20 protein-coding genes, 1 pseudogene and 1 other annotated feature are annotated in these 17683 nt (G+C 41.2%); of the genes and pseudogenes, 1 reads left to right on the forward strand and 20 read right to left on the reverse strand.

Annotated elements, in window-relative coordinates; translation table 11 throughout:
- Nucleotides 1–5 precede the first annotated feature (5 nt).
- The 10 genes from smpB to ybeY form a co-directional block, all read right to left on the reverse strand.
- Nucleotides 6–473, reverse strand: a complete 468-nt coding sequence (gene smpB, locus HW098_RS07715) for an SsrA-binding protein SmpB (protein WP_001051750.1) — start codon at nucleotides 471–473, stop codon at nucleotides 6–8.
- Nucleotides 436–2790, reverse strand: coding sequence for a ribonuclease R (gene rnr, locus HW098_RS07720; protein ID WP_176139739.1), 2355 nt, complete (start codon nucleotides 2788–2790; stop codon nucleotides 436–438). The genes smpB and rnr overlap by 38 nt, the downstream gene beginning before the upstream one ends.
- Nucleotides 2791–2890: 100 nt before the next feature.
- Nucleotides 2891–3124 carry a preprotein translocase subunit SecG gene (secG, locus tag HW098_RS07725; protein WP_000282517.1) on the reverse strand — a complete coding sequence of 78 codons (234 nt, stop codon included), beginning with the start codon at nucleotides 3122–3124 and terminating at the stop codon, nucleotides 2891–2893.
- 39 nt (nucleotides 3125–3163) lie between these two features.
- Nucleotides 3164–3313 carry a 50S ribosomal protein L33 gene (gene rpmG / locus HW098_RS07730; protein ID WP_001809104.1) on the reverse strand — a complete coding sequence of 50 codons (150 nt, stop codon included), beginning with the start codon at nucleotides 3311–3313 and terminating at the stop codon, nucleotides 3164–3166.
- Complete coding sequence (locus tag HW098_RS07735) at nucleotides 3313–4512, reverse strand: multidrug efflux MFS transporter (RefSeq protein ID WP_176139740.1); 1200 nt, start codon at nucleotides 4510–4512, stop codon at nucleotides 3313–3315. The genes rpmG and HW098_RS07735 overlap by 1 nt, the downstream gene beginning before the upstream one ends.
- Nucleotides 4499–5104 (reverse strand): dephospho-CoA kinase, encoded by a 606-nt coding sequence (gene coaE / locus HW098_RS07740; protein WP_173253991.1) that lies wholly within the window; start codon nucleotides 5102–5104, stop codon nucleotides 4499–4501. The genes HW098_RS07735 and coaE overlap by 14 nt, the downstream gene beginning before the upstream one ends.
- Complete coding sequence (mutM, locus tag HW098_RS07745; protein ID WP_176139741.1) at nucleotides 5104–5928, reverse strand: DNA-formamidopyrimidine glycosylase; 825 nt, start codon at nucleotides 5926–5928, stop codon at nucleotides 5104–5106. Before mutM ends, coaE begins: the two co-directional genes overlap by 1 nt.
- Before the next feature lie 48 nt (nucleotides 5929–5976).
- A complete protein-coding gene (gene era / locus HW098_RS07750; protein WP_084891461.1) occupies nucleotides 5977–6876 on the reverse strand; it encodes a GTPase Era in 900 nt (299 codons plus the stop codon).
- Between the two features lie 16 nt (nucleotides 6877–6892).
- Nucleotides 6893–7288: a diacylglycerol kinase gene (locus tag HW098_RS07755; RefSeq protein WP_000378156.1), complete on the reverse strand. Its 396-nt coding sequence runs from the start codon at nucleotides 7286–7288 to the stop codon at nucleotides 6893–6895.
- Nucleotides 7269–7766, reverse strand: a complete 498-nt coding sequence (ybeY, locus tag HW098_RS07760) for an rRNA maturation RNase YbeY (RefSeq protein ID WP_173253989.1) — start codon at nucleotides 7764–7766, stop codon at nucleotides 7269–7271. Before ybeY ends, HW098_RS07755 begins: the two co-directional genes overlap by 20 nt.
- 104 nt (nucleotides 7767–7870) lie before the next feature.
- On the opposite strand from ybeY, the gene pavA reads away from it, so the two are divergent.
- Entirely contained in the window at nucleotides 7871–9526 is a 1656-nt protein-coding gene (pavA, locus tag HW098_RS07765) for an Rqc2 family fibronectin-binding protein PavA (RefSeq protein WP_176139742.1), read from the forward strand.
- 161 nt (nucleotides 9527–9687) lie between these two features.
- On the opposite strand, the gene HW098_RS07770 is transcribed toward pavA, so the two are convergent.
- From HW098_RS07770 to HW098_RS10590, 10 genes and pseudogenes are all read right to left on the reverse strand, one after another.
- Nucleotides 9688–11589, reverse strand: a complete 1902-nt coding sequence (locus HW098_RS07770; RefSeq protein WP_176139743.1) for a glucosaminidase domain-containing protein — start codon at nucleotides 11587–11589, stop codon at nucleotides 9688–9690.
- A 41-nt stretch (nucleotides 11590–11630) separates the two neighbouring features.
- Nucleotides 11631–12617 carry a dihydroorotate dehydrogenase gene (locus HW098_RS07775; RefSeq protein ID WP_176139744.1) on the reverse strand — a complete coding sequence of 329 codons (987 nt, stop codon included), beginning with the start codon at nucleotides 12615–12617 and terminating at the stop codon, nucleotides 11631–11633.
- On the reverse strand, nucleotides 12580–13380 hold the full coding sequence (locus HW098_RS07780; protein WP_176139745.1) for a dihydroorotate dehydrogenase electron transfer subunit: 801 nt from the start codon (nucleotides 13378–13380) through the stop codon (nucleotides 12580–12582). Before HW098_RS07780 ends, HW098_RS07775 begins: the two co-directional genes overlap by 38 nt.
- Nucleotides 13381–13628: 248 nt before the next feature.
- Nucleotides 13629–14009, reverse strand: a complete 381-nt coding sequence (locus tag HW098_RS07785) for a VOC family protein (protein ID WP_000157153.1) — start codon at nucleotides 14007–14009, stop codon at nucleotides 13629–13631.
- Nucleotides 14010–14067: 58 nt separating this feature from the next.
- Nucleotides 14068–14427, reverse strand: coding sequence for a 50S ribosomal protein L20 (rplT, locus tag HW098_RS07790; RefSeq protein ID WP_000124836.1), 360 nt, complete (start codon nucleotides 14425–14427; stop codon nucleotides 14068–14070).
- A gap of 51 nt (nucleotides 14428–14478) precedes the next feature.
- On the reverse strand, nucleotides 14479–14679 hold the full coding sequence (gene rpmI / locus HW098_RS07795; RefSeq protein WP_001125943.1) for a 50S ribosomal protein L35: 201 nt from the start codon (nucleotides 14677–14679) through the stop codon (nucleotides 14479–14481).
- A 32-nt stretch (nucleotides 14680–14711) separates the two neighbouring features.
- Nucleotides 14712–15242 (reverse strand): translation initiation factor IF-3, encoded by a 531-nt coding sequence (infC, locus tag HW098_RS07800; protein ID WP_000848180.1) that lies wholly within the window; start codon nucleotides 15240–15242, stop codon nucleotides 14712–14714.
- A gap of 15 nt (nucleotides 15243–15257) precedes the next feature.
- Nucleotides 15258–15389: a sequence feature (ribosomal protein L20 leader region), on the reverse strand.
- A 173-nt stretch (nucleotides 15390–15562) separates the two neighbouring features.
- Nucleotides 15563–16747: a hypothetical protein gene (locus HW098_RS07805; protein WP_176139746.1), complete on the reverse strand. Its 1185-nt coding sequence runs from the start codon at nucleotides 16745–16747 to the stop codon at nucleotides 15563–15565.
- Nucleotides 16748–16750: 3 nt separating this feature from the next.
- Nucleotides 16751–17338 (reverse strand): ABC transporter ATP-binding protein, encoded by a 588-nt coding sequence (locus HW098_RS07810; protein WP_176139747.1) that lies wholly within the window; start codon nucleotides 17336–17338, stop codon nucleotides 16751–16753.
- A gap of 32 nt (nucleotides 17339–17370) precedes the next feature.
- Nucleotides 17371–17588 (reverse strand): annotated as a pseudogene (locus HW098_RS10590) (hypothetical protein).
- Nucleotides 17589–17683: the final 95 nt, after the last annotated feature.

Below are 17683 nucleotides of genomic sequence, written 5' to 3' on the forward strand. Positions count from 1 at the left end.
TCTTTTTATCGCTGATTAACTGCTTTCATCACGCGCGCAATGTCGCGGTTTTGCTCACGTCGTTTGATAGACTCCCGTTTGTCATAGTCATGCTTCCCTTTAGCAAGTCCTAAAAGGAGCTTGGCATAACCATCTTTGATATAGACTTTAAGAGGAACCAGCGTCATTCCTGTCCCTTTAGTCTCTTGTTCCAATTTTTGGATTTGCTTTTTATGGAGCAGGAGTTTACGACGGCGTTCTGGTTCTTGGTTCCAGATATTGCCCTCTTCGTAAGGCGCGATATGAACATTGCTCAGCCATACCTCCCCATTTTTTACTTGGGCAAAGCCATCCTTGAGATTAATTCGAGCAGCTCGTACACTCTTGATTTCAGTTCCAGTCAGGACCATCCCTGCCTCTAGCGTATCTACGATTGTATAGTCGTGACGCGCCTTTTTATTTTGTGCGACGACCTTTCCCTCGCCCTTTGCCATGCTTGGCTCCTTTCTTAGCTACTTCCTTATAAAAAGGTTTCTTTCCTTTTTTCTTCTTGTCTTTTTGTGAATGCTTGCGCTTATCATTTGAGCGTCCTGATTTTCTCTTGTCTTCCTTCTTATCTGAACGACGACTTGAACCACGCCCTCTGTCACTACGACTAGACTGTTTCAAGCCTTTTTCAATCACATCAAACTCACTTGGAATATAAGAGAAGTCGATTTCACCAGTCATCTTATCCGCTCTTTCAACTCGGATACGGATTTGCTGACCTACACGGAAGGTTGTTCCTGATTTCTCCCCACGAAGAGTCAAATCCCGCTCATTGAAATGATAGAATTCAGGTAAATTTGTGATGTGAATCAAGCCTTCAACTGTATTTGGCAATTCGACAAAGAGACCGAATTTGACAATACTTGATACAACTGCATCATACTCTTCACCCACGTATTCTTCCATGTACTCAGCCTTTTTCATGGCTTCGACTTCACGCTCAGCCTCAATAGCACGACGCTCACGGTTGGAAGACTGGGTCGCAATCTCTGGGATCACTTGCTCAAAATGCTCGGCTATTTCCTTAGAACGGCCGTAGTCCCGAATCATACGGTGAACAAGGAGGTCCGGATAACGACGAATCGGACTAGTAAAGTGAGTGTAATAGTCAGCCGCTAGTCCATAGTGGCCGTGATTGTGCTCCGAATAGCGAGCCTGCTGCATGGAGCGAAGAAGCATCATAGACAAGACATCCGCATAAGGTTCTCCCTCAACAGCACGCATGATGTCTTGAAGGGCCTCCTGGCTAATCTCACTGGCAGTCCCGTAAATTCGCAAGCCAAAACTTGAAGCATAATCAATAAACTTCTGAACCTTTTCAGCCTTTGGCTCCTCATGGATACGATAAATAAAAGGCAAATCCAGCTTGCTAAAATGCTCAGCAACTGTTTCATTGGCCATCAGCATAAAGGACTCAATCATGCGCTCGGCAACACCACGCTGACGAAGAACGATATCAACAGGCTTGCCTTGTTTATCAACTAAAATCTTAGCTTCATTGGTATCAAAATTGAGGGCACCACGTTTCACACGCATGTTTTCTAAAGTGTCATGAAGCTTGGCCATAAGTTCGATACTAGGAACAATTTTCTGATATTCTTGTCGCTTTTCCTCGTCGCCAGCTAGGATATCATTGACATCACTATAGGTCATACGGAAGCTTGTCTTTATTACTGTTTGTGTGATGGTGTAGTTGACCACATGACCATGTTTATCAATCTCCATAATGGCTGACTGGGTCAGGCGGTCAACTTGAGGATTGAGGGAGCAAATTCCATTAGACAGTCGTTCTGGAAGCATTGGGACCACACGGTCTGTCACATAGACAGAAGTTGCGCGGTTAAGGGCTTCCTTGTTCAGGGCAGAACCCTCGGTCACATAGTAGGAAACATCTGCAATGTGAACTCCGAGTTCCAGATTGCCATTTTTCACTGCCTTGATATGCACCGCATCGTCCAAGTCCTTGGCATCTGCACCGTCAATGGTAAAGGTAATCTCATCTCTTAGATCCAGACGACCTTCCATATCTTTTTCAGATGGAGCATCAGGCACACTTTCTGCTTCCTTGACAACAGCTTCTGGAAACTCGGATACAATGTCCATAGACTCCAAAACCTCAAGGACATCAATTCCGACATCCGTTGAATGCCCCACCACATCGAGGACGCTAGCGACAAAGAAATCATGTTTCTTGCTTGGGTATTTGTCGATAAAGACCTTGAGAACTTCTGTTCCTTCTAGTTTAAGAGCTGGTTTCTTAACATAAATTGGTTGACTGATTTTCTGATTTTTCGAACGGATGTAACCTGCATACTTGGGTTTTTCCTGATCCAGAACGATTTGCCCGACAACAGTTGTCAAACTGTGTTCTAAGATATCAATAATTTTGGCTTCGGCAGCTGTTCCCTTGTTGCGGTCAGCTACTTTCTTAATCACTACCTCAACGGTATCACCATCAATAGCATAGTTGACATCGTTTTTCCCTACAAAAAGGTCGTCCTCCTCGCCTTCCAGACTGACAAAGCCAAAGCCATTTTTATGGGCATGAAAAATCCCCTTGAGGGTAATCTCATGTTTTTTCTTGACTTCCAAGGTCAGACTGCCATCTTCTTCAAAGCGTATCTGGTGCTTTCTTTCCATTAGGGACAAGGTTTTAATCAACTCACGAAAATCCTTGGAGCCATCTTTTCCCAAAGCCTGAGCCAAGTCATTGACAGTTACCTTTCCCTTGTCTTGTAAATATTCTTTTATTCTATCTTTCATATTTTCTTTCTAGATTTTTAATTTTCTTTTACTGCAAAACCTTCTCAAATATCTTTTAAAAATAAAAAGAGGCAAAGACCTAGTCCTGCCCATTATTTTCTTATCTACTTGATAATACCGTCAATGCTAAGGCAATGGCTAGCCAGAAAAAGACTAAAATCCCTGTCAAACGCTGCATTACAGCCTCGAAACCGCGTGCTTTACTGCGTTCAAACAAATCACCTGAGCTGGCATCAAATACATTGCTGGATTGGTTTTTGGTTGGTTGCATGAAAATCGCAATCACAATCACAACAGATAATACTAATAAAATGGTTAATAATAGGTTATACATATCAAACTCCTTAAAATCCCTATTATTTTACCATAAAATCTACTTAGATTCAAGATGTAGGGTTACTTTTCTTTCCTTGGGACAATACTTTAAAACCTCAATCTTGTCTGGATGGGTTTTTGAATTTTTACTGGTTAGGTAATTGATACTGCCACAAGAGGAGCATTTGAGATTAATTTTTACTCGCACTAGATTTCCTTTACTTTTAATAATGTTCGAAATTGAAGAAGGTTAAAGAGACAACTAAAGGCAACACAAAGGCTTGTCGCATAAAATACTGCATGGTAGCCAAATTGACCTGCTACTGCAGAACCTGACATGGGCCCAACGACACCTCCCAGATAAAAGAATACCTGATTGAAGGCAAAGACCCTCGAAATACCAGCTTTGGGCGTCATCTTGCTGAGAAGGGCATTGACCCCAGGTATCAGCGCACCAGTTCCCAAGCCAAAGAGGAAACGATAGAGTCCTAGTTGGAGGGGGCTAGAGGCATTGGCACAGAGGAGATAGATGATAACTGAATAAAACTGGGCTACAACCAAGAGGCGATGGTTGCCCACCTTGTCACCTAGCTTTCCCATGACTCCTGCACTCATCATACTGGAAAAGCCCATACTGGATACAATCAAACCAGATACAAAAAGAAGATTCTCTGTCTGGCCTAAGTCGCGCACATACAGAGCTAAGATAGGACCGATTGATTGGGCTGAAAATTGGATGACAAAACTGGTTAGAAAGAGATTGAGCAAAAGATAGGGGTATTTAACTGATGTAAATAATTCCTTTGTTGGGATGGCCTTTTCCTTGGCTACTGGTTGAAAATCTTCCTTAATAAAGCAAATAGTCAAAACAGCAGCTAAAAATAGAAAACTACCAACCAGTAAGAAAACTGTACGGATGCCAAATAATTCTGCGATAAATCCCCCGATAAAGGGACCAGTTAGAGTACCTGCAACTACGCCTGTAGACAAAGTACCTAAGGCAGAGCCTGATTTCTCCTTGGGAACTTGACTGGCTATCAAAGCTGTGGCATTAGGAACAAAACCCGCAAATACACCATTCAGTAAACGAAGAAAGATTAACCAATAGATATTTGGGACAAAGGCCAAGCCTCCCATAGTGATAGTCATGGCCAGACCAGCCCGAATCATCATGGGTTTTCGTCCGTATTTGTCAGCAAGGATGCCCCAGATAGGAGAAAAGAGCGCCGCAGAAATAGCAGAGACAGAAATAGCTAAGCCTGCATAAAAAGCAGCTTGATCACTCCCTACACCTAGATTTTCCACAAAGATGGGCATAAAAGGCACAACTAAGGAAATACTGGCTCCAGTCAGAAAATTACCAAACCAGGCAATGCGCAGATTATCCTTCCAGTTAATCTCTGTCATCTTGCTTACCTCCCTCAAGCAGGGAGACCACCTGAGTAAGAAGCAGGTCCTGATTCCCATTATTATCAAGAATTTGGCTGGCCAAATCTTTCTTTTTCTCTAAAGGCCACTGGGCTGCCAGACGAGACTCAGCTTCATCTTTGGACAAGTGGTCTCTTTTCATTAGACGTTCTACTTGGACATCTCGATCCACATAGACCAGCCACGTCTCATCAAACCAAGCACTGTAGTCCTGCTCAAAAAGTAGGGGAATATCCACGAAGAAAATCTCTTCTGTCTGAGCCAATTGGTCTCTTAATGTAGCTAGTTCCTCACGGATAATCTCTCCTTGGATTTCCTTAGACCATTCTCGTTCTTCAGGACTTGAAAAGATAAGATTAGCTAGGAGAGGGCGATTGAGTTCTCCATTTTCTAAGATAATTTCTTGCCCAAAATGCTGGACTAGAGCCTGAAACAGACGACCACCAGGTTTCTGTAGTTGGTGGACGACTGCGTCGGCATCCACTACTTGAAAGCCTTGCTTTCTTAGAAAATTTGTCACGGTTGACTTACCAGAGGCAATTCCCCCAGTGATTCCAATGATTTTTCCCATCAATTCCTCCTTTGGCACTGAGAACAAAAATGGGTGCCTCGTCCGCCTAGTTGGATTTTCTCAATGATGGTGCCACAGCGTACACATTCTTGACCAACCTTGTCATAGACTTGATGAAAATCCTGCATGGTTCCATCTTCTCCAAAGGCATTGGTATAGGTCCGAATGGTGGAACCACCTTTTTCAACAGCTTGTCCTAAAACAGCAATGGTCTGGTCATGAATGGCAGTCGCTTCTTCTGCTGTCAAAGTCTGGGAAGGTCTAGTTGGATGAACCTGAGCTCGCCAGAGAACCTCATCCACATAGATATTGCCAAGTCCAGCTACCAAAGTCTGGTCTAGGAGATGGGATTTGATAGGCTTTTTAGACTTGGATAGGGCAGCTTGAAAGACCTGCACATCAAAGTCTTGTTCGCTTGGTTCAGGACCTAATTTTTTAGAAAGAAAGTAGGCGTCTAAAAGGTCAGGAGCCAAGAGTTCCATAGTACCAAACTTGCGTACATCCTCATAAACAAGCGTGCCACCATCCTCAAACTGGAAGAAAACATGGGCATGTTTGCGTTCTGGAACCTGGTCCGGATAGTAAAAATACTTGCCCTCCATCCGCAGATGGGAAATCAAGACCTTGTCTGTCAGGTAGAAAAGTAAATATTTACCACGACGTCCCATTGACTCAATAATCTGACCAGGCACTTCCTTTTGAAATTCGTCAAAATCCGTCTTAATCATCTTGGGATAGCGAATTTCTATACTCGAAATCTTCTTTCCCAAAATCAATTTTTCCAAGCCACGTCGAACGGTTTCAACCTCAGGTAATTCAGGCATAAGTCCTCCTTCTGTAAAAACAAGAAGCAGGCATGAGCCCACCTCTACTTAGTATTCTTTTTCATTATAGCCAAAGTCAGCTAAATCTAGCTTTTTATCGCGCCAGTTTTTCTTGACCTTGACCCATGTTTCTAGGAAGACCTTGTCTCCTAGCATGAGTTCAATATCACGACGAGCCATGCTACCGATTTTCTTAAGCATAGCACCACCTTTACCGATGATAATCCCTTTTTGGCTATCACGCTCGACCATGATGGTTGCACGGATATGAACCTTGTCTGTCTCATCATCTCGTTTCATAGAGTCAACAACTACTGCAACAGAATGAGGAATCTCTTCACGAGTTAGGTGCAAGACTTTCTCGCGAACCATTTCTGAAACCAAGAAACGCTCTGGATGGTCTGTGATTTGATCAGACGGGAAATATTGGAAACCTTCGTCCAGATTTTCACTCAAAATATCCACTAGACGAGAAACGTTATTCCCTTGAAGAGCTGAGATTGGAACGATTTCCTTAAAGTCCATTTGATTACGAAAATCATCAATCTGAGACAAAAGCTGGTCTGGGTGAACCTTATCAATCTTGTTAACCACCAGAATAACAGGAACCTTAGCAGCCTTGAGACGCTCGATAATCATATCATCCCCCTTACCACGCGCTTCATCAGCAGGCACCATAAAAAGAACGGTATCCACTTCACGAAGGGTGCTATAGGCAGACTCTACCATGAAATCTCCGAGAGCTGTTTTAGGTTTGTGAATCCCTGGTGTGTCGATAAAGACGATTTGTTCCTTATCAGTCGTGTAAATTCCCATGATTTTATTGCGCGTTGTCTGCGCCTTGTCACTCATGATGGCAATCTTTTGCCCCATAACGTGATTTAAAAAAGTTGACTTCCCAACATTAGGACGTCCTAAAATGGCTACAAAGCCTGATTTAAAAGTCATAATTTCCTCTTACTGTTTAAAATATTAAATCCCAGATTCGTGGGAGAAAAATCAATGCGCCTGTTAAGGCTGCGAAAAGAGAGACCACTAATACCGCGCCAGCCGCCATATCCTTGGCATTTTTAGCCAGCATGGAAAAGTGATAGTGACTGGCCAAATCCACCACATTTTCAATAGCAGAATTGATAATTTCAAAAGCTACTACCAAGAAAATGCTCAATAGGAGAAAGAGCCATTCGATTCGTGACACCTGAAAAACAAAACCTGCAAGAATGACTACAAGAGCCGTCACTGCATGTTTTCGCATATTGCGTTCTTCCTTGATAGCAGTAAAAATCCCTGTGATGGCAAATTCTAAACTGGATATCAGGTCACGATTTTTCCATTTTCGTTTATTGTCTTGTGAGTCCATAGGCTGTCAAAATTTCTTCTTGTAAACCGAACATCTCCGCTTCTTCTTCCGGAGTATAGTGATCATAGCCATTGATATGCAAAAAGCCGTGTACTGCCAAGAAGCCCATCTCACGCTCAAAGCTGTGGCCATATTCCTCGGCCTGCTCATGAGCCTTATCGATAGAGATGAACAGCTCCCCAATATAGGCATCAAACTCAGACATCATCTCTGCCAATTCTGGATTTTCAAGTAAATCCTCTTCGTCAAAGGCAATTTCCAACTCTGGCTTATACTCAAGGCTGATGACATCTGTCGGACGGTCGGTGTCACGGTACTCCAGATTTAGTTCATGACTACGTTCATTGGTCACAAAGGTAACCGCCATCTCCTTGTCTTCTTTGCCTAATTTTTGGGCTGCAAATTCCAAAATTTCTTGGGTTTGTTGCAAGATTTCTTTTGAAACTTGACCAGTTTCATCTACCATTTCAATATACATGTGCTTCTCGTTTCTCTTTACTTGGCTTTATTATACCACATTTCCATGATTTTATTCTACCTTTTTGATATAATACTATGGAGTACAATCACAAGGAGAGAACGATGTCATTTGACGGATTTTTTTTACACCACATGGTTGAGGAATTGCGAAGAGAGTTAGTGAATGGTCGCATCCAGAAAATCAATCAGCCTTTTGAACAAGAATTAGTCTTGCAAATCCGCAGCAATCGCCAAAGCCATCGCCTGCTCCTTTCTGCCCATCCTGTTTTTGGACGCATTCAGCTGACCCAAACGACTTTTGAAAATCCAGCCCAACCCTCTACCTTTATCATGGTTTTGAGAAAGTATTTGCAGGGGGCCCTGATTGAGTCGATTGAGCAAGTGGAAAATGACCGTATTGTGGAAATGACAGTTTCCAATAAAAACGAGATTGGGGACCATATTCAGGCTACCTTGATTATCGAAATCATGGGGAAACACAGTAATATTCTACTGGTTGATAAAAGTAGCCACAAAATCCTCGAAGTCATTAAACACGTCGGCTTTTCACAAAATAGCTACCGCACCTTGCTTCCTGGGTCGACCTATATCGCTCCGCCAAGTACGGAATCTCTCAATCCTTTTACGATCAAGGACGAGAAACTCTTTGAAATCCTGCAAACACAGGAAACAACAGCTAAAAATCTTCAAAACCTCTTTCAAGGTCTGGGACGTGATACGGCAAATGAATTGGAAAGCATACTGGTTAGTGATAAACTATCTACTTTCCGTAACTTTTTCAATCAAGAAACCAAACCATGCTTGACTAAGACTTCCTTCAGTCCAGTTCCTTTTGCAAATCAGGCGGGAGAGCCTTTTGCCAGTCTTTCTGATTTGTTGGACACCTACTATAAGGATAAGGCTGAACGCGACCGCGTCAAACAGCAAGCCAGTGAACTCATTCGTCGTGTTGAAAATGAACTTCAAAAAAATCGACATAAGCTGAAAAAACAGGAAAAAGAGTTACTAGCGACAGACAATGCGGAGGAATTTCGTCAAAAAGGGGAATTGCTAACAACCTTCCTCCATCAAGTGCCTAACGACCAAGACCAGGTTATCCTAGACAACTACTATACCAACCAACCTATCACGATTACGCTTGATAAGGCTCTGACTCCCAACCAGAATGCCCAACGCTATTTTAAACGTTATCAGAAATTAAAAGAAGCTGTCAAATACTTGACTGATCTGATTGAGGAAACCAAGGCAACCATTCTCTATCTGGAAAGTGTAGAAACCGTCCTCAACCAAGCTGGGCTGGAAGAAATCGCTGAAATCCGTGAAGAATTGATTCAAACAGGCTTTATCCGCAGAAGACAACGCGAGAAAATCCATAAACGCAAAAAACCAGAACAATATCTGGCCAGTGATGGTAAAACCATCATCTATGTCGGACGTAATAACCTGCAAAATGAAGAGCTAACCTTTAAAATGGCCCGCAAGGAGGAACTTTGGTTCCATGCCAAGGATATTCCTGGAAGCCACGTTGTCATCTCAGGCAATCTTGACCCATCCGATGAAGTCAAGACAGACGCAGCAGACCTTGCAGCCTACTTCTCGCAAGGTCGCCTGTCAAATCTGGTGCAGGTAGATATGATTGAAGTCAAGAAACTCAATAAACCAACTGGAGGAAAACCCGGCTTTGTCACTTACACAGGGCAAAAGACCCTCCGTGTCACACCAGACCCCAAAAAAATCGCATCCATGAAAAAATCCTGATTTTACTTGAAATCAGGATTTTTAGCTTATACTCTTCGAAAATCAAATTCAAACCGTGTCAACGTCGCCTTGCCGTACTCAAGTACAGTCTGCGGCTAGTTTCCTAGTTTGCTCTTTAATTTTCATTGAGTATTATACTCAAATCATATCCAATATTAGGACTAATCTTTACCACCTAGTTTCTCATTGATTTTCATCATCACACTAGCAATTTTTTCGCCCCAATAAGGGTCTGAGGCATATTCCACATTCATACCAGACGCCTTGTTTCCAAGGAAAGTTCTGCCCCTATCGATATAATTTTCCTTAATCCATTTGGTTGCACCTAAAATTCCCTTATCAACATCATCAAATGTCTTGGCAGAAAGGTAAGGAGTCGTATCATAGGCTGTAATTCCAAAGAAATTATTCTTATCTTTGGCAATTTTACTTCGTCCCCAGTCACTTTCTAAGGCACTATGAGCAAGGAGGTAGAGGGCATTGATATGATAATGTTCTTCGGCTTCCTTAAAGGTAGTTCCCTTATTTTCTAAGAGACTATTGTCAATATTTAACAGACTAAATACCTTATCCAAGTCTTCAGCACTATAGTTTGTAGTCTCTGTCAAATCTTTGAAAAGGAAGGGATTTTCAAGGTTAAAACCATCAAAATGCAGCCCATCTGCCGAATAATATTTCTTGCCTACTTCCATATCAGAAAGATGAGAAGCTACTGGGATACTAGCATTCTGAGCCACATAGTGATAAAAACGATGTCCATCACTCTCATAATAAGGGATAAAGTCTTTGCTAGAATCTAGTGCTTGTAAATCTTCTGTTTTCATATATCCTGACAAACCAGAAACAGTAATAGCTAGGCGCTTGTCATCACTTTTTCTATCCTTATCTAGCCAGACAACACTACCTTGTGATATATAGGAGAGCTTTTCACCATCTGCATTATAGACATTTGCTGTGACAGGAACTACTTGATAGTAAGCAGCATTTTCGTTTGTAGCTTTTTCTCCAAGCCATTTACCATCACTTCCAAGCTGATAACCATCTACTGTCTCATTTTTCGCCATGTAGCCACCAGATTTGAAGTAGTACCAGGCTTGACTTTTAGAATCGTAGACCCATTCTTTCTCAGTCATTTTCCCATCAGACTTGAGGTAAAACCATGACTCTTTATCCCAAATCCATTCATCTTTTGCCATGTAGCCACCAGATTTGAAGTAGTACCAGGCTTGACTTTTAGCATCGTATAGCCATTCTTTCTCAGCCATTTTACCATCAGATTTGAGATAAAACCAAGATTCCTTATCCCAAATCCATTCATTTGCTGCCATATAGCCACCGGATTTTAGATAATAATAGTGACCATTTTCGAAAATCCATTCTTTATCAGCATGATTTCCATTTTCTTTGATATAAAACCAAGACTGGTATTGTTTGTCAAAAAGCCAACCTTGCTGTACTTTGGCACCACTAGCATTCACATAAGCCTGATCAATCCACTGACTTGTCAGCAAATAACCGCCAGATTTAAAATAATAGTCCTTACCTTTAATTTGAAGCCATTCTTTCTCTGCGTGTTGTCCATCTGCTTTTATATAAAACCAAGCGTCGTATTGAGAATCATAGACCCAGTCTTCTATTACCTTGGCACCTGTAGCACCGACATAGGAAGCTCCTAGCCACGCATTTCTTTTCATCTTTCCATCTTGGTCAAGATAATAGAAGGATCCCTTGTCTTCTATCCATTCTGACTTGGCCATATAGCCACCAGATTTGAGGTAAAAATAGTCGTCACCTTGTTTCAGCCATTCATTTTCAGCATAGTTGGCATCTTCTTTTATATAGAACCAAGATTGATAGTGAGCATCAAAAACCCATTCATTCGCTGCTTGACTGCCGTCTGCTTTCAGGTATTGTTTTCCTTGCCAAGTACCATCACTGGCCATTACACCCTCTGGACTAGCTAAGAAAAATAGCAGGGCTAAAAAAATAAATCTTACTTTCTTCATTAACCTTCTTCCTCTGTTCTTATTTATTTTATTGTACCAAAATTCTCTGAAATTCATATTACAAACGAATAAAAAATCAAGAACAGATTGATTGCAGTTTACCTCAGAGACTCTTTTACTTCCTGACGGAGTTCTTCCAGACTGCTAATGCCGTATTTGTCCATAACTTTTGGTAAATTTTCGATGATATCAGGGCAGGCATATGGATTAGTAAAGTTGGCTGTTCCAACTCCAATGGCAGATGCTCCAGATAGATACATTTCTAGGGCAGCTTCAGCCGAATCCACTCCCCCCATTCCAATGATTGGCAGGTCTGTGGTTTGGGCGACTTGGCGGATGAGTTTGAGGGCTACTGGAAATACTGCTGGACCAGACATTCCACCTGTTCCATTAGCCAAGATTGGTTTTCTGGTTTTGAGGTCAAAGCGCATTCCAACTAGAGTATTGATCATGGTTAAACCACTTGCCCCTGCATCTTCTGCAGCTTTTGCAACAGTGACAATATCGGTCACACTAGGGGTTAGTTTGACATAAACTGGCACATCAGAGGCTTCCACAGCTGCTTTCACCACATCATAAGCCAAATCTGGGTCTTGACCAATCAAAAGTCCATGATTACAGTGATCTACGTTGGGGCAAGAAATATTGAGCTCGATAGCCTTTACATTAGCTGCCTTGGAAATCCCATGAGAAACAGCTGCATACTCTTGTTTTGAAAAACCAGCTACATTGGCGATAATGGGAAGGTTTGGATACTCTCTTTCTAGCCAAGGTAACTTTTCAGCCAAAACAACTTCCAAACCAGGATTTTGCAAACCGATTGCATTGAGCATGCCAGCAGGTGTTTCTGCCACCCTTGGAGTTGGATTGCCAAAACGGGGTTCAAGAGTTGTCGCCTTAATCATAATAGAACCTAAAAGGTCTAAATCATAGTACTTGGCATACTCTTGTCCAAAACCAAAACAGCCTGATGCTGGAATAATCGGATTTTTCAAATCCAAACCAGGTAGAGAAACTTGTAAACGATTTGTAGACATGATTTTCTCCTTATAATATAACTGTTCCTGTGCGGAAAACAGGGCCATCTTCACAGACGCGTTGGCTGACCGTCTCGCTTTCTGGTACTTTTAGGACACAGGCATAGCAAGCCCCCATCCCACAAGCCATACGAGATTCCAGAGATAGATAGGCTCTTGGGTGGTCATAAAAGGTTTGATTGATATACTTCATCATTCCAGGCGCCCCACATGAGTAAACAGCATCAAATTGATTGTCTAAATCCTTGATAACAACGGAAACATTTCCCTTGATACCATAAGAACCATCATCTGTCGTTACAAAAACCTGACCATATTGAGCCAATTCCGTCTCTAAAATAACAGCATCCTTATTAGCAAAACCAAGTACTGTCACTACTTTCACACCACGCGTGTGCAATTCCTTAGCCACCTCAAGCAAGGGTGGAACACCAATCCCCCCACCAACAAGGAGAACCTGGCTCTGCTCATCAAGGTCAGACAAGTCAAAACCATTTCCCTGAGGACCCATCACATCAAGAGTGTCTCCCTGACTTAAGGTTGAGAAAATAGCTGTCCCAGCCCCTTCAATCCGATAAATGAGGTGACACTGCTTCTTTACGTTATCAATAGACGAAATTGAAATAGGACGACGCAAAAGATGGGCGTCATCAGGCACACGCAGATGAAGAAATTGGCCTGCTCGCATGGCTTCAACCATTTCTCCTTCTAGGACTAATTCAAAGATTGCTGGCGCTATTTCCTCCTGTGCAACCACCTTCATGGTTTCCAATCGAATCGCACCCAACCGTTTCTTACATGTGGGATTCATGACTTTTCCTCCTTAAATTTTAAGGGGACCAGACAAAGAAAAGACCTTGCTAGTGCAAGGCCTCAGTTAAAATCGTACAACAGAAGAGAGCACACTCAAAAAGTCTCCTATAGAAAATTGCACTATTCTTTTATCTGACACCTTGTGAGTCTCTCTGGACTCCCCTTAAAGGTTAAATTTTCACTAGTATACTCTTTCAGCTAAAAAAAGTCAAGTAGAAAACGAACATTCTACTTGACTTCACGAGATTATTTTTCACGAATGACTTCGACCTTGTAGCCATCAGGGTCTTTGACAAAGTAATAGTTAGGTGCAGTTCCTGGTAGACCATTTGGCTCAGTAACTTCATAACCTTTGGCACTATGCTCTTGATGAAGTGCCTCAAGATCAGGTGTACTGAGAGCAATATGGGCAAACCCATCTCCAACCACATAAGGACCATGATCGTAGTTATAAGTCAACTCCAACTCATAGTCGTCACCTTCAAGTCCTAGATAGACAATTGTAAAGGCATGGTCTGGAAAATCTCTGCGACGCAATTCTTTAAAACCAAAAGCATCTTGATAAAATGCAATTGATTTTTCAAGATTTTCTACTCGCAAGCAAGTGTGTAGCATTTTTGAAGCCATATTTTTCTCCTTTATTTTTAAAAAGACTGGGACAATCCTGTTCCAGTCTTATCTGTTATTATTTACCAAGTTTTGCTTTAGCTGCATCTGCAAGAGCTGTGAAAGCTACTGCATCGTTAACAGCCAAGTCAGCAAGCATTTTACGGTTAACTTCGATCTCAGCCAATTTCAAACCATGCATCAATTGTGAGTATGAAAGTCCGTTCATACGAGCTGCCGCGTTGATACGAGTGATCCACAATTTGCGGAAGTCACGTTTTTTCTGACGACGGTCACGGTATGCATAGTAGTAAGAGTTCATTACTTGTTCTTTTGCAGTACGGAACAAGATGTGTTTAGCTCCATAGTAACCTTTTGCTAATTTAAGAATACGTTTACGACGTTTGCGTGATACAACGCCACCTTTAACACGTGCCATGTTTTATTTCCTCCAAATATTTCCTAGAATTGTTTACTTACAGTCAAGCTATTATTTCAAGCGAGTAAGCATTGCTTTGATACGTTTGTAATCTCCTGAATGCACCATAGATGCTTTACGAAGATGACGACGTTGTTTCTTAGTTTTTCCGTGGAAACGGTGAGAAGTGTAAGCACGGAAACGTTTAAGTCCACCAGAACCTGTACGTTTGAAACGTTTAGCTGATGCGCGGTGTGTTTTTTGTTTTGGCATGATTTTTTCTCCTTTATTTAACTTTCTGACAATTATTTTTTGTCAGTCGCTGGCGCCAATTGCATGAACATTTGACGTCCATCCATTTTAGCACGTTGTTCGATGATGGCAATATCTTGAGTTGCTTCAGCAAACTCGGCTAAAACTTTTGCACCAATCTCTTTATGGGTAATCATACGACCCTTAAAGCGAATAGATACCTTAACTTTATTTCCTTTTTCAAGGAATTTGCGTGCATTGCGAAGTTTTGTATCAAAGTCACCCTTGTCAATAGTTGGACTTAGACGAACTTCTTTCACAGTAACAACACTTTGTTTTTTACGTTGTTCTTTTTGCTTCTTCTGGTACTCAAATTTGAACTTACCGTAGTCCATAATTTTTGCAACAGGCGGTTTGGCTTGGGGTTGAATCAATACTAGGTCAACATTAGCGTTATCAGCCAAAGCTTGCGCTTCACTGAGTGGTTTGATGCCTAGCTGTTCTCCTTCAAGACCAATCAAGCGAACTTCACGTACACGAATCTCATCATTGATGAATAAGTCTTGCTTTGCTATGGTTTTCACCTCTTTTGTTTTATTAGAGAAAAACAATAGCGGACTCGTAAATATACAAGCCCGCACGTTATGATAGCGTTTCTTAGAAACTTTTCATCCGTAGGGCCAGGCAACTTAATGTCACAAGGCGAGAAGCTCTCACTTCTGCTTTTCTCAACTTTTATATGATACCAAGTTTTCTAGCTCTTGTCAAGATAAAAAGTTATTTTTTTGAAAAGTTTCTGTTTATATTTTGGCTTTGTATTTTGGCTTGGCTTTCGAATCAAAAAGAGAGAATCAAGTTGATTCCCTCTCTATGTTAGTTTTTCCTTAGCTTCCCTATAGGAAAGCTAGAATCTATTAAAAACTTCCCTTTTACGTAAACTGCCCCATCTTTCGATAAATAGAATCCCCACTAACAAAAGGATAATCAGGCAAGGAAGTAAGACCATTCCCATGCTCCAATTCAGATTGACATTATCAATTTGCTTAGGTAATCTTCCAGATAAAATCTCCACTGAACGCAAGTAAGTAAAGGGAATCAGATGTGCAATCCTTTGAAGAGGCTGAATTGTTTGGATGCCAAACAATAAGCCAACAATCCCAATGAGTGAAAGAAAAAGGACAGGCATTTTTTGATTGAAAAAGTAAGTAATCAAGTAGACGACTTCCACAATGACGATAAAGGCTAAGAAAGCTAATAACAAGCCAGGAAATAACATATCTTGTATCTTTCCAATAGTTACCTCTTGATTCACTAAGCTATAAATCGGGTAGGGATAATCTAACTGTCCAAAACCACTTATCAGACTTCCCACTAGAAAAGAAAATCCGCTGATTCCGATAAACAGCACAGTTACATAGCCCACTCCAACTCCAAGGGAGGACATGGCAAATGCCACTTTTGAAAAAGGATATAATTGAGCTGTATCCAGATGATTTTGATATCTTTCTGCAAATAGTTGCGTTAGCATAAAAATAATAGCAACCACAAACAAGCTTGGGATGATAGCCTCTAAAATCCAGACAATCTGATCAATCCCGTGGGTCGGAAACTCCAAAGTATGTGCTTTTATATTCAAGGGATACAGGGCTTGGTAAATCTTTCGTTGGCGGTCAACCGCCATTTTAAAGTCAGAGCTAGCAGTCGGTTGATTTGACATAACTTCATAATTCTTCTCTTCATCTTGCCACTGCAAATAGTAGGCTTCTTTCCAGCGTCCTTCTTTTAACAAATCCAGAATTTCTTTCTTTTGAGTCAAAAGATTTTTTTGCGATTCTAAATTACTTTTAGCAATCTGGTATTCCTCCGAGTTGGTATCAGAAATTTGGGAGAGTTCCTCTTCATATTCATTGATGACTCTCTCATCTTTTACAAGACGGGTTTCCAACTCGCTCTCCAAGCTGACGGAGTTTGCAGTCTGACTATTAAAATAAAAGGTAACACCGAGTCCAGATACAAATAAAGCTAAGATAATCCAGTTTAAGCGACTTTTGAAAACTTTTTTTAATAAAAATAGACTAACATCTTTCATAAACTAAACCTCTTCTATCTGCCCCTGATGAATGGTTACTACTCTATCGCAGACATCAAGCAACTCTTCCTTATAGTGGGAACTTAAAAGAACCAGCTGTTCTTGTCTGTCGATTTGTGCCAGCCTATCAAAAAACTTCTGTCGATAATACTCATCTAAGCCATTTGTAATCTCATCCATGAGCCAGCATTTCGCCTGACTCAGGAAATACATGGCAATCACCAAGCGTTGCTTCATGCCTAAGGAATACTTGCGAATGGGAAGGCTGATATAGTCAGACATTTCCCAGTAATCAATTTCATCCCCCAAGTTCAGCCCTGACTTCCAGATGTTTTTGATAAGGCGAAGATAGTCCATCCCACTTAAGTTTCCATCCAGCCATTCAACGCTCTCATAATAAAATAAAGAAGGATGGGCTACAATATTTCCGCTACTTATAGGAATTAAATTGCTAATGGCGCGGAACAGTGTCGTCTTTCCAGAACCATTGATAGCAAGAATACCATAAATCCTACCCTTTTCAAATGTAAAATCAACATCTTGTAAGATGACTTGTCGCGTTTTTAAGGTCACATGAGTAAGCTGCAACATATCTAGCCCTCCTTTTTCTCACTCTTTAAGAATTAATAGCCTCCGCTGTAATAGTTTATGACCTCATAACGACCGTAGTTCCAGCCAGAACCAACTGGATACTCAGAATAGCTGTAATAACGAGACCATGACGGAACGTTAGTATGTCTATATCCATGGAAATTCATACTAGATCTATAGAAGATATTCCAATCATACCGATACTTTTAAGAACACTCTTAGCAGATACACTGGACTGAAAAAGACCAATGGATTATAAACTAACTAATTAAACGATTTTTGCTAATTTTTAATAGTTTTATATCATTAACATTGAATACGTTTTCATTATATCGTTTTTATCAT

Source organism: Streptococcus sp. 1453 (assembly GCF_013276955.1).
Taxonomy (GTDB): domain Bacteria; phylum Bacillota; class Bacilli; order Lactobacillales; family Streptococcaceae; genus Streptococcus.

Bases quoted from the DNA above. Each gene is read 5' to 3' on its own strand.
- HW098_RS07735 (WP_176139740.1), bottom strand. From the start codon at position 4,512: ATGACAGAGATTAACTGGAAGGATAATCTGCGCATTGCCTGGTTTGGT.
- HW098_RS07775 (WP_176139744.1), bottom strand. From the start codon at position 12,617: ATGGCCCTGTTTTCCGCACAGGAACAGTTATATTATAAGGAGAAAATC.
- HW098_RS07780 (WP_176139745.1), bottom strand. From the start codon at position 13,380: ATGAATCCCACATGTAAGAAACGGTTGGGTGCGATTCGATTGGAAACC.
- HW098_RS07805 (WP_176139746.1), bottom strand. From the start codon at position 16,747: ATGAAAGATGTTAGTCTATTTTTATTAAAAAAAGTTTTCAAAAGTCGC.
- HW098_RS07810 (WP_176139747.1), bottom strand. From the start codon at position 17,338: ATGTTGCAGCTTACTCATGTGACCTTAAAAACGCGACAAGTCATCTTA.
- secG (WP_000282517.1), bottom strand. From the start codon at position 3,124: ATGTATAACCTATTATTAACCATTTTATTAGTATTATCTGTTGTGATT.
- ybeY (WP_173253989.1), bottom strand. From the start codon at position 7,766: ATGTATATTGAAATGGTAGATGAAACTGGTCAAGTTTCAAAAGAAATC.
- smpB (WP_001051750.1), bottom strand. From the start codon at position 473: ATGGCAAAGGGCGAGGGAAAGGTCGTCGCACAAAATAAAAAGGCGCGT.
- rplT (WP_000124836.1), bottom strand. From the start codon at position 14,427: ATGGCACGTGTTAAAGGTGGCGTTGTATCACGCAAACGTCGTAAACGT.
- rpmI (WP_001125943.1), bottom strand. From the start codon at position 14,679: ATGCCAAAACAAAAAACACACCGCGCATCAGCTAAACGTTTCAAACGT.
- coaE (WP_173253991.1), bottom strand. From the start codon at position 5,104: ATGGGAAAAATCATTGGAATCACTGGGGGAATTGCCTCTGGTAAGTCA.
- mutM (WP_176139741.1), bottom strand. From the start codon at position 5,928: ATGCCTGAATTACCTGAGGTTGAAACCGTTCGACGTGGCTTGGAAAAA.
- pavA (WP_176139742.1), top strand. From the start codon at position 7,871: ATGTCATTTGACGGATTTTTTTTACACCACATGGTTGAGGAATTGCGA.
- HW098_RS07755 (WP_000378156.1), bottom strand. From the start codon at position 7,288: ATGGACTCACAAGACAATAAACGAAAATGGAAAAATCGTGACCTGATA.
- rnr (WP_176139739.1), bottom strand. From the start codon at position 2,790: ATGAAAGATAGAATAAAAGAATATTTACAAGACAAGGGAAAGGTAACT.
- HW098_RS07785 (WP_000157153.1), bottom strand. From the start codon at position 14,009: ATGGCTTCAAAAATGCTACACACTTGCTTGCGAGTAGAAAATCTTGAA.
- era (WP_084891461.1), bottom strand. From the start codon at position 6,876: ATGACTTTTAAATCAGGCTTTGTAGCCATTTTAGGACGTCCTAATGTT.
- HW098_RS07770 (WP_176139743.1), bottom strand. From the start codon at position 11,589: ATGAATTTCAGAGAATTTTGGTACAATAAAATAAATAAGAACAGAGGA.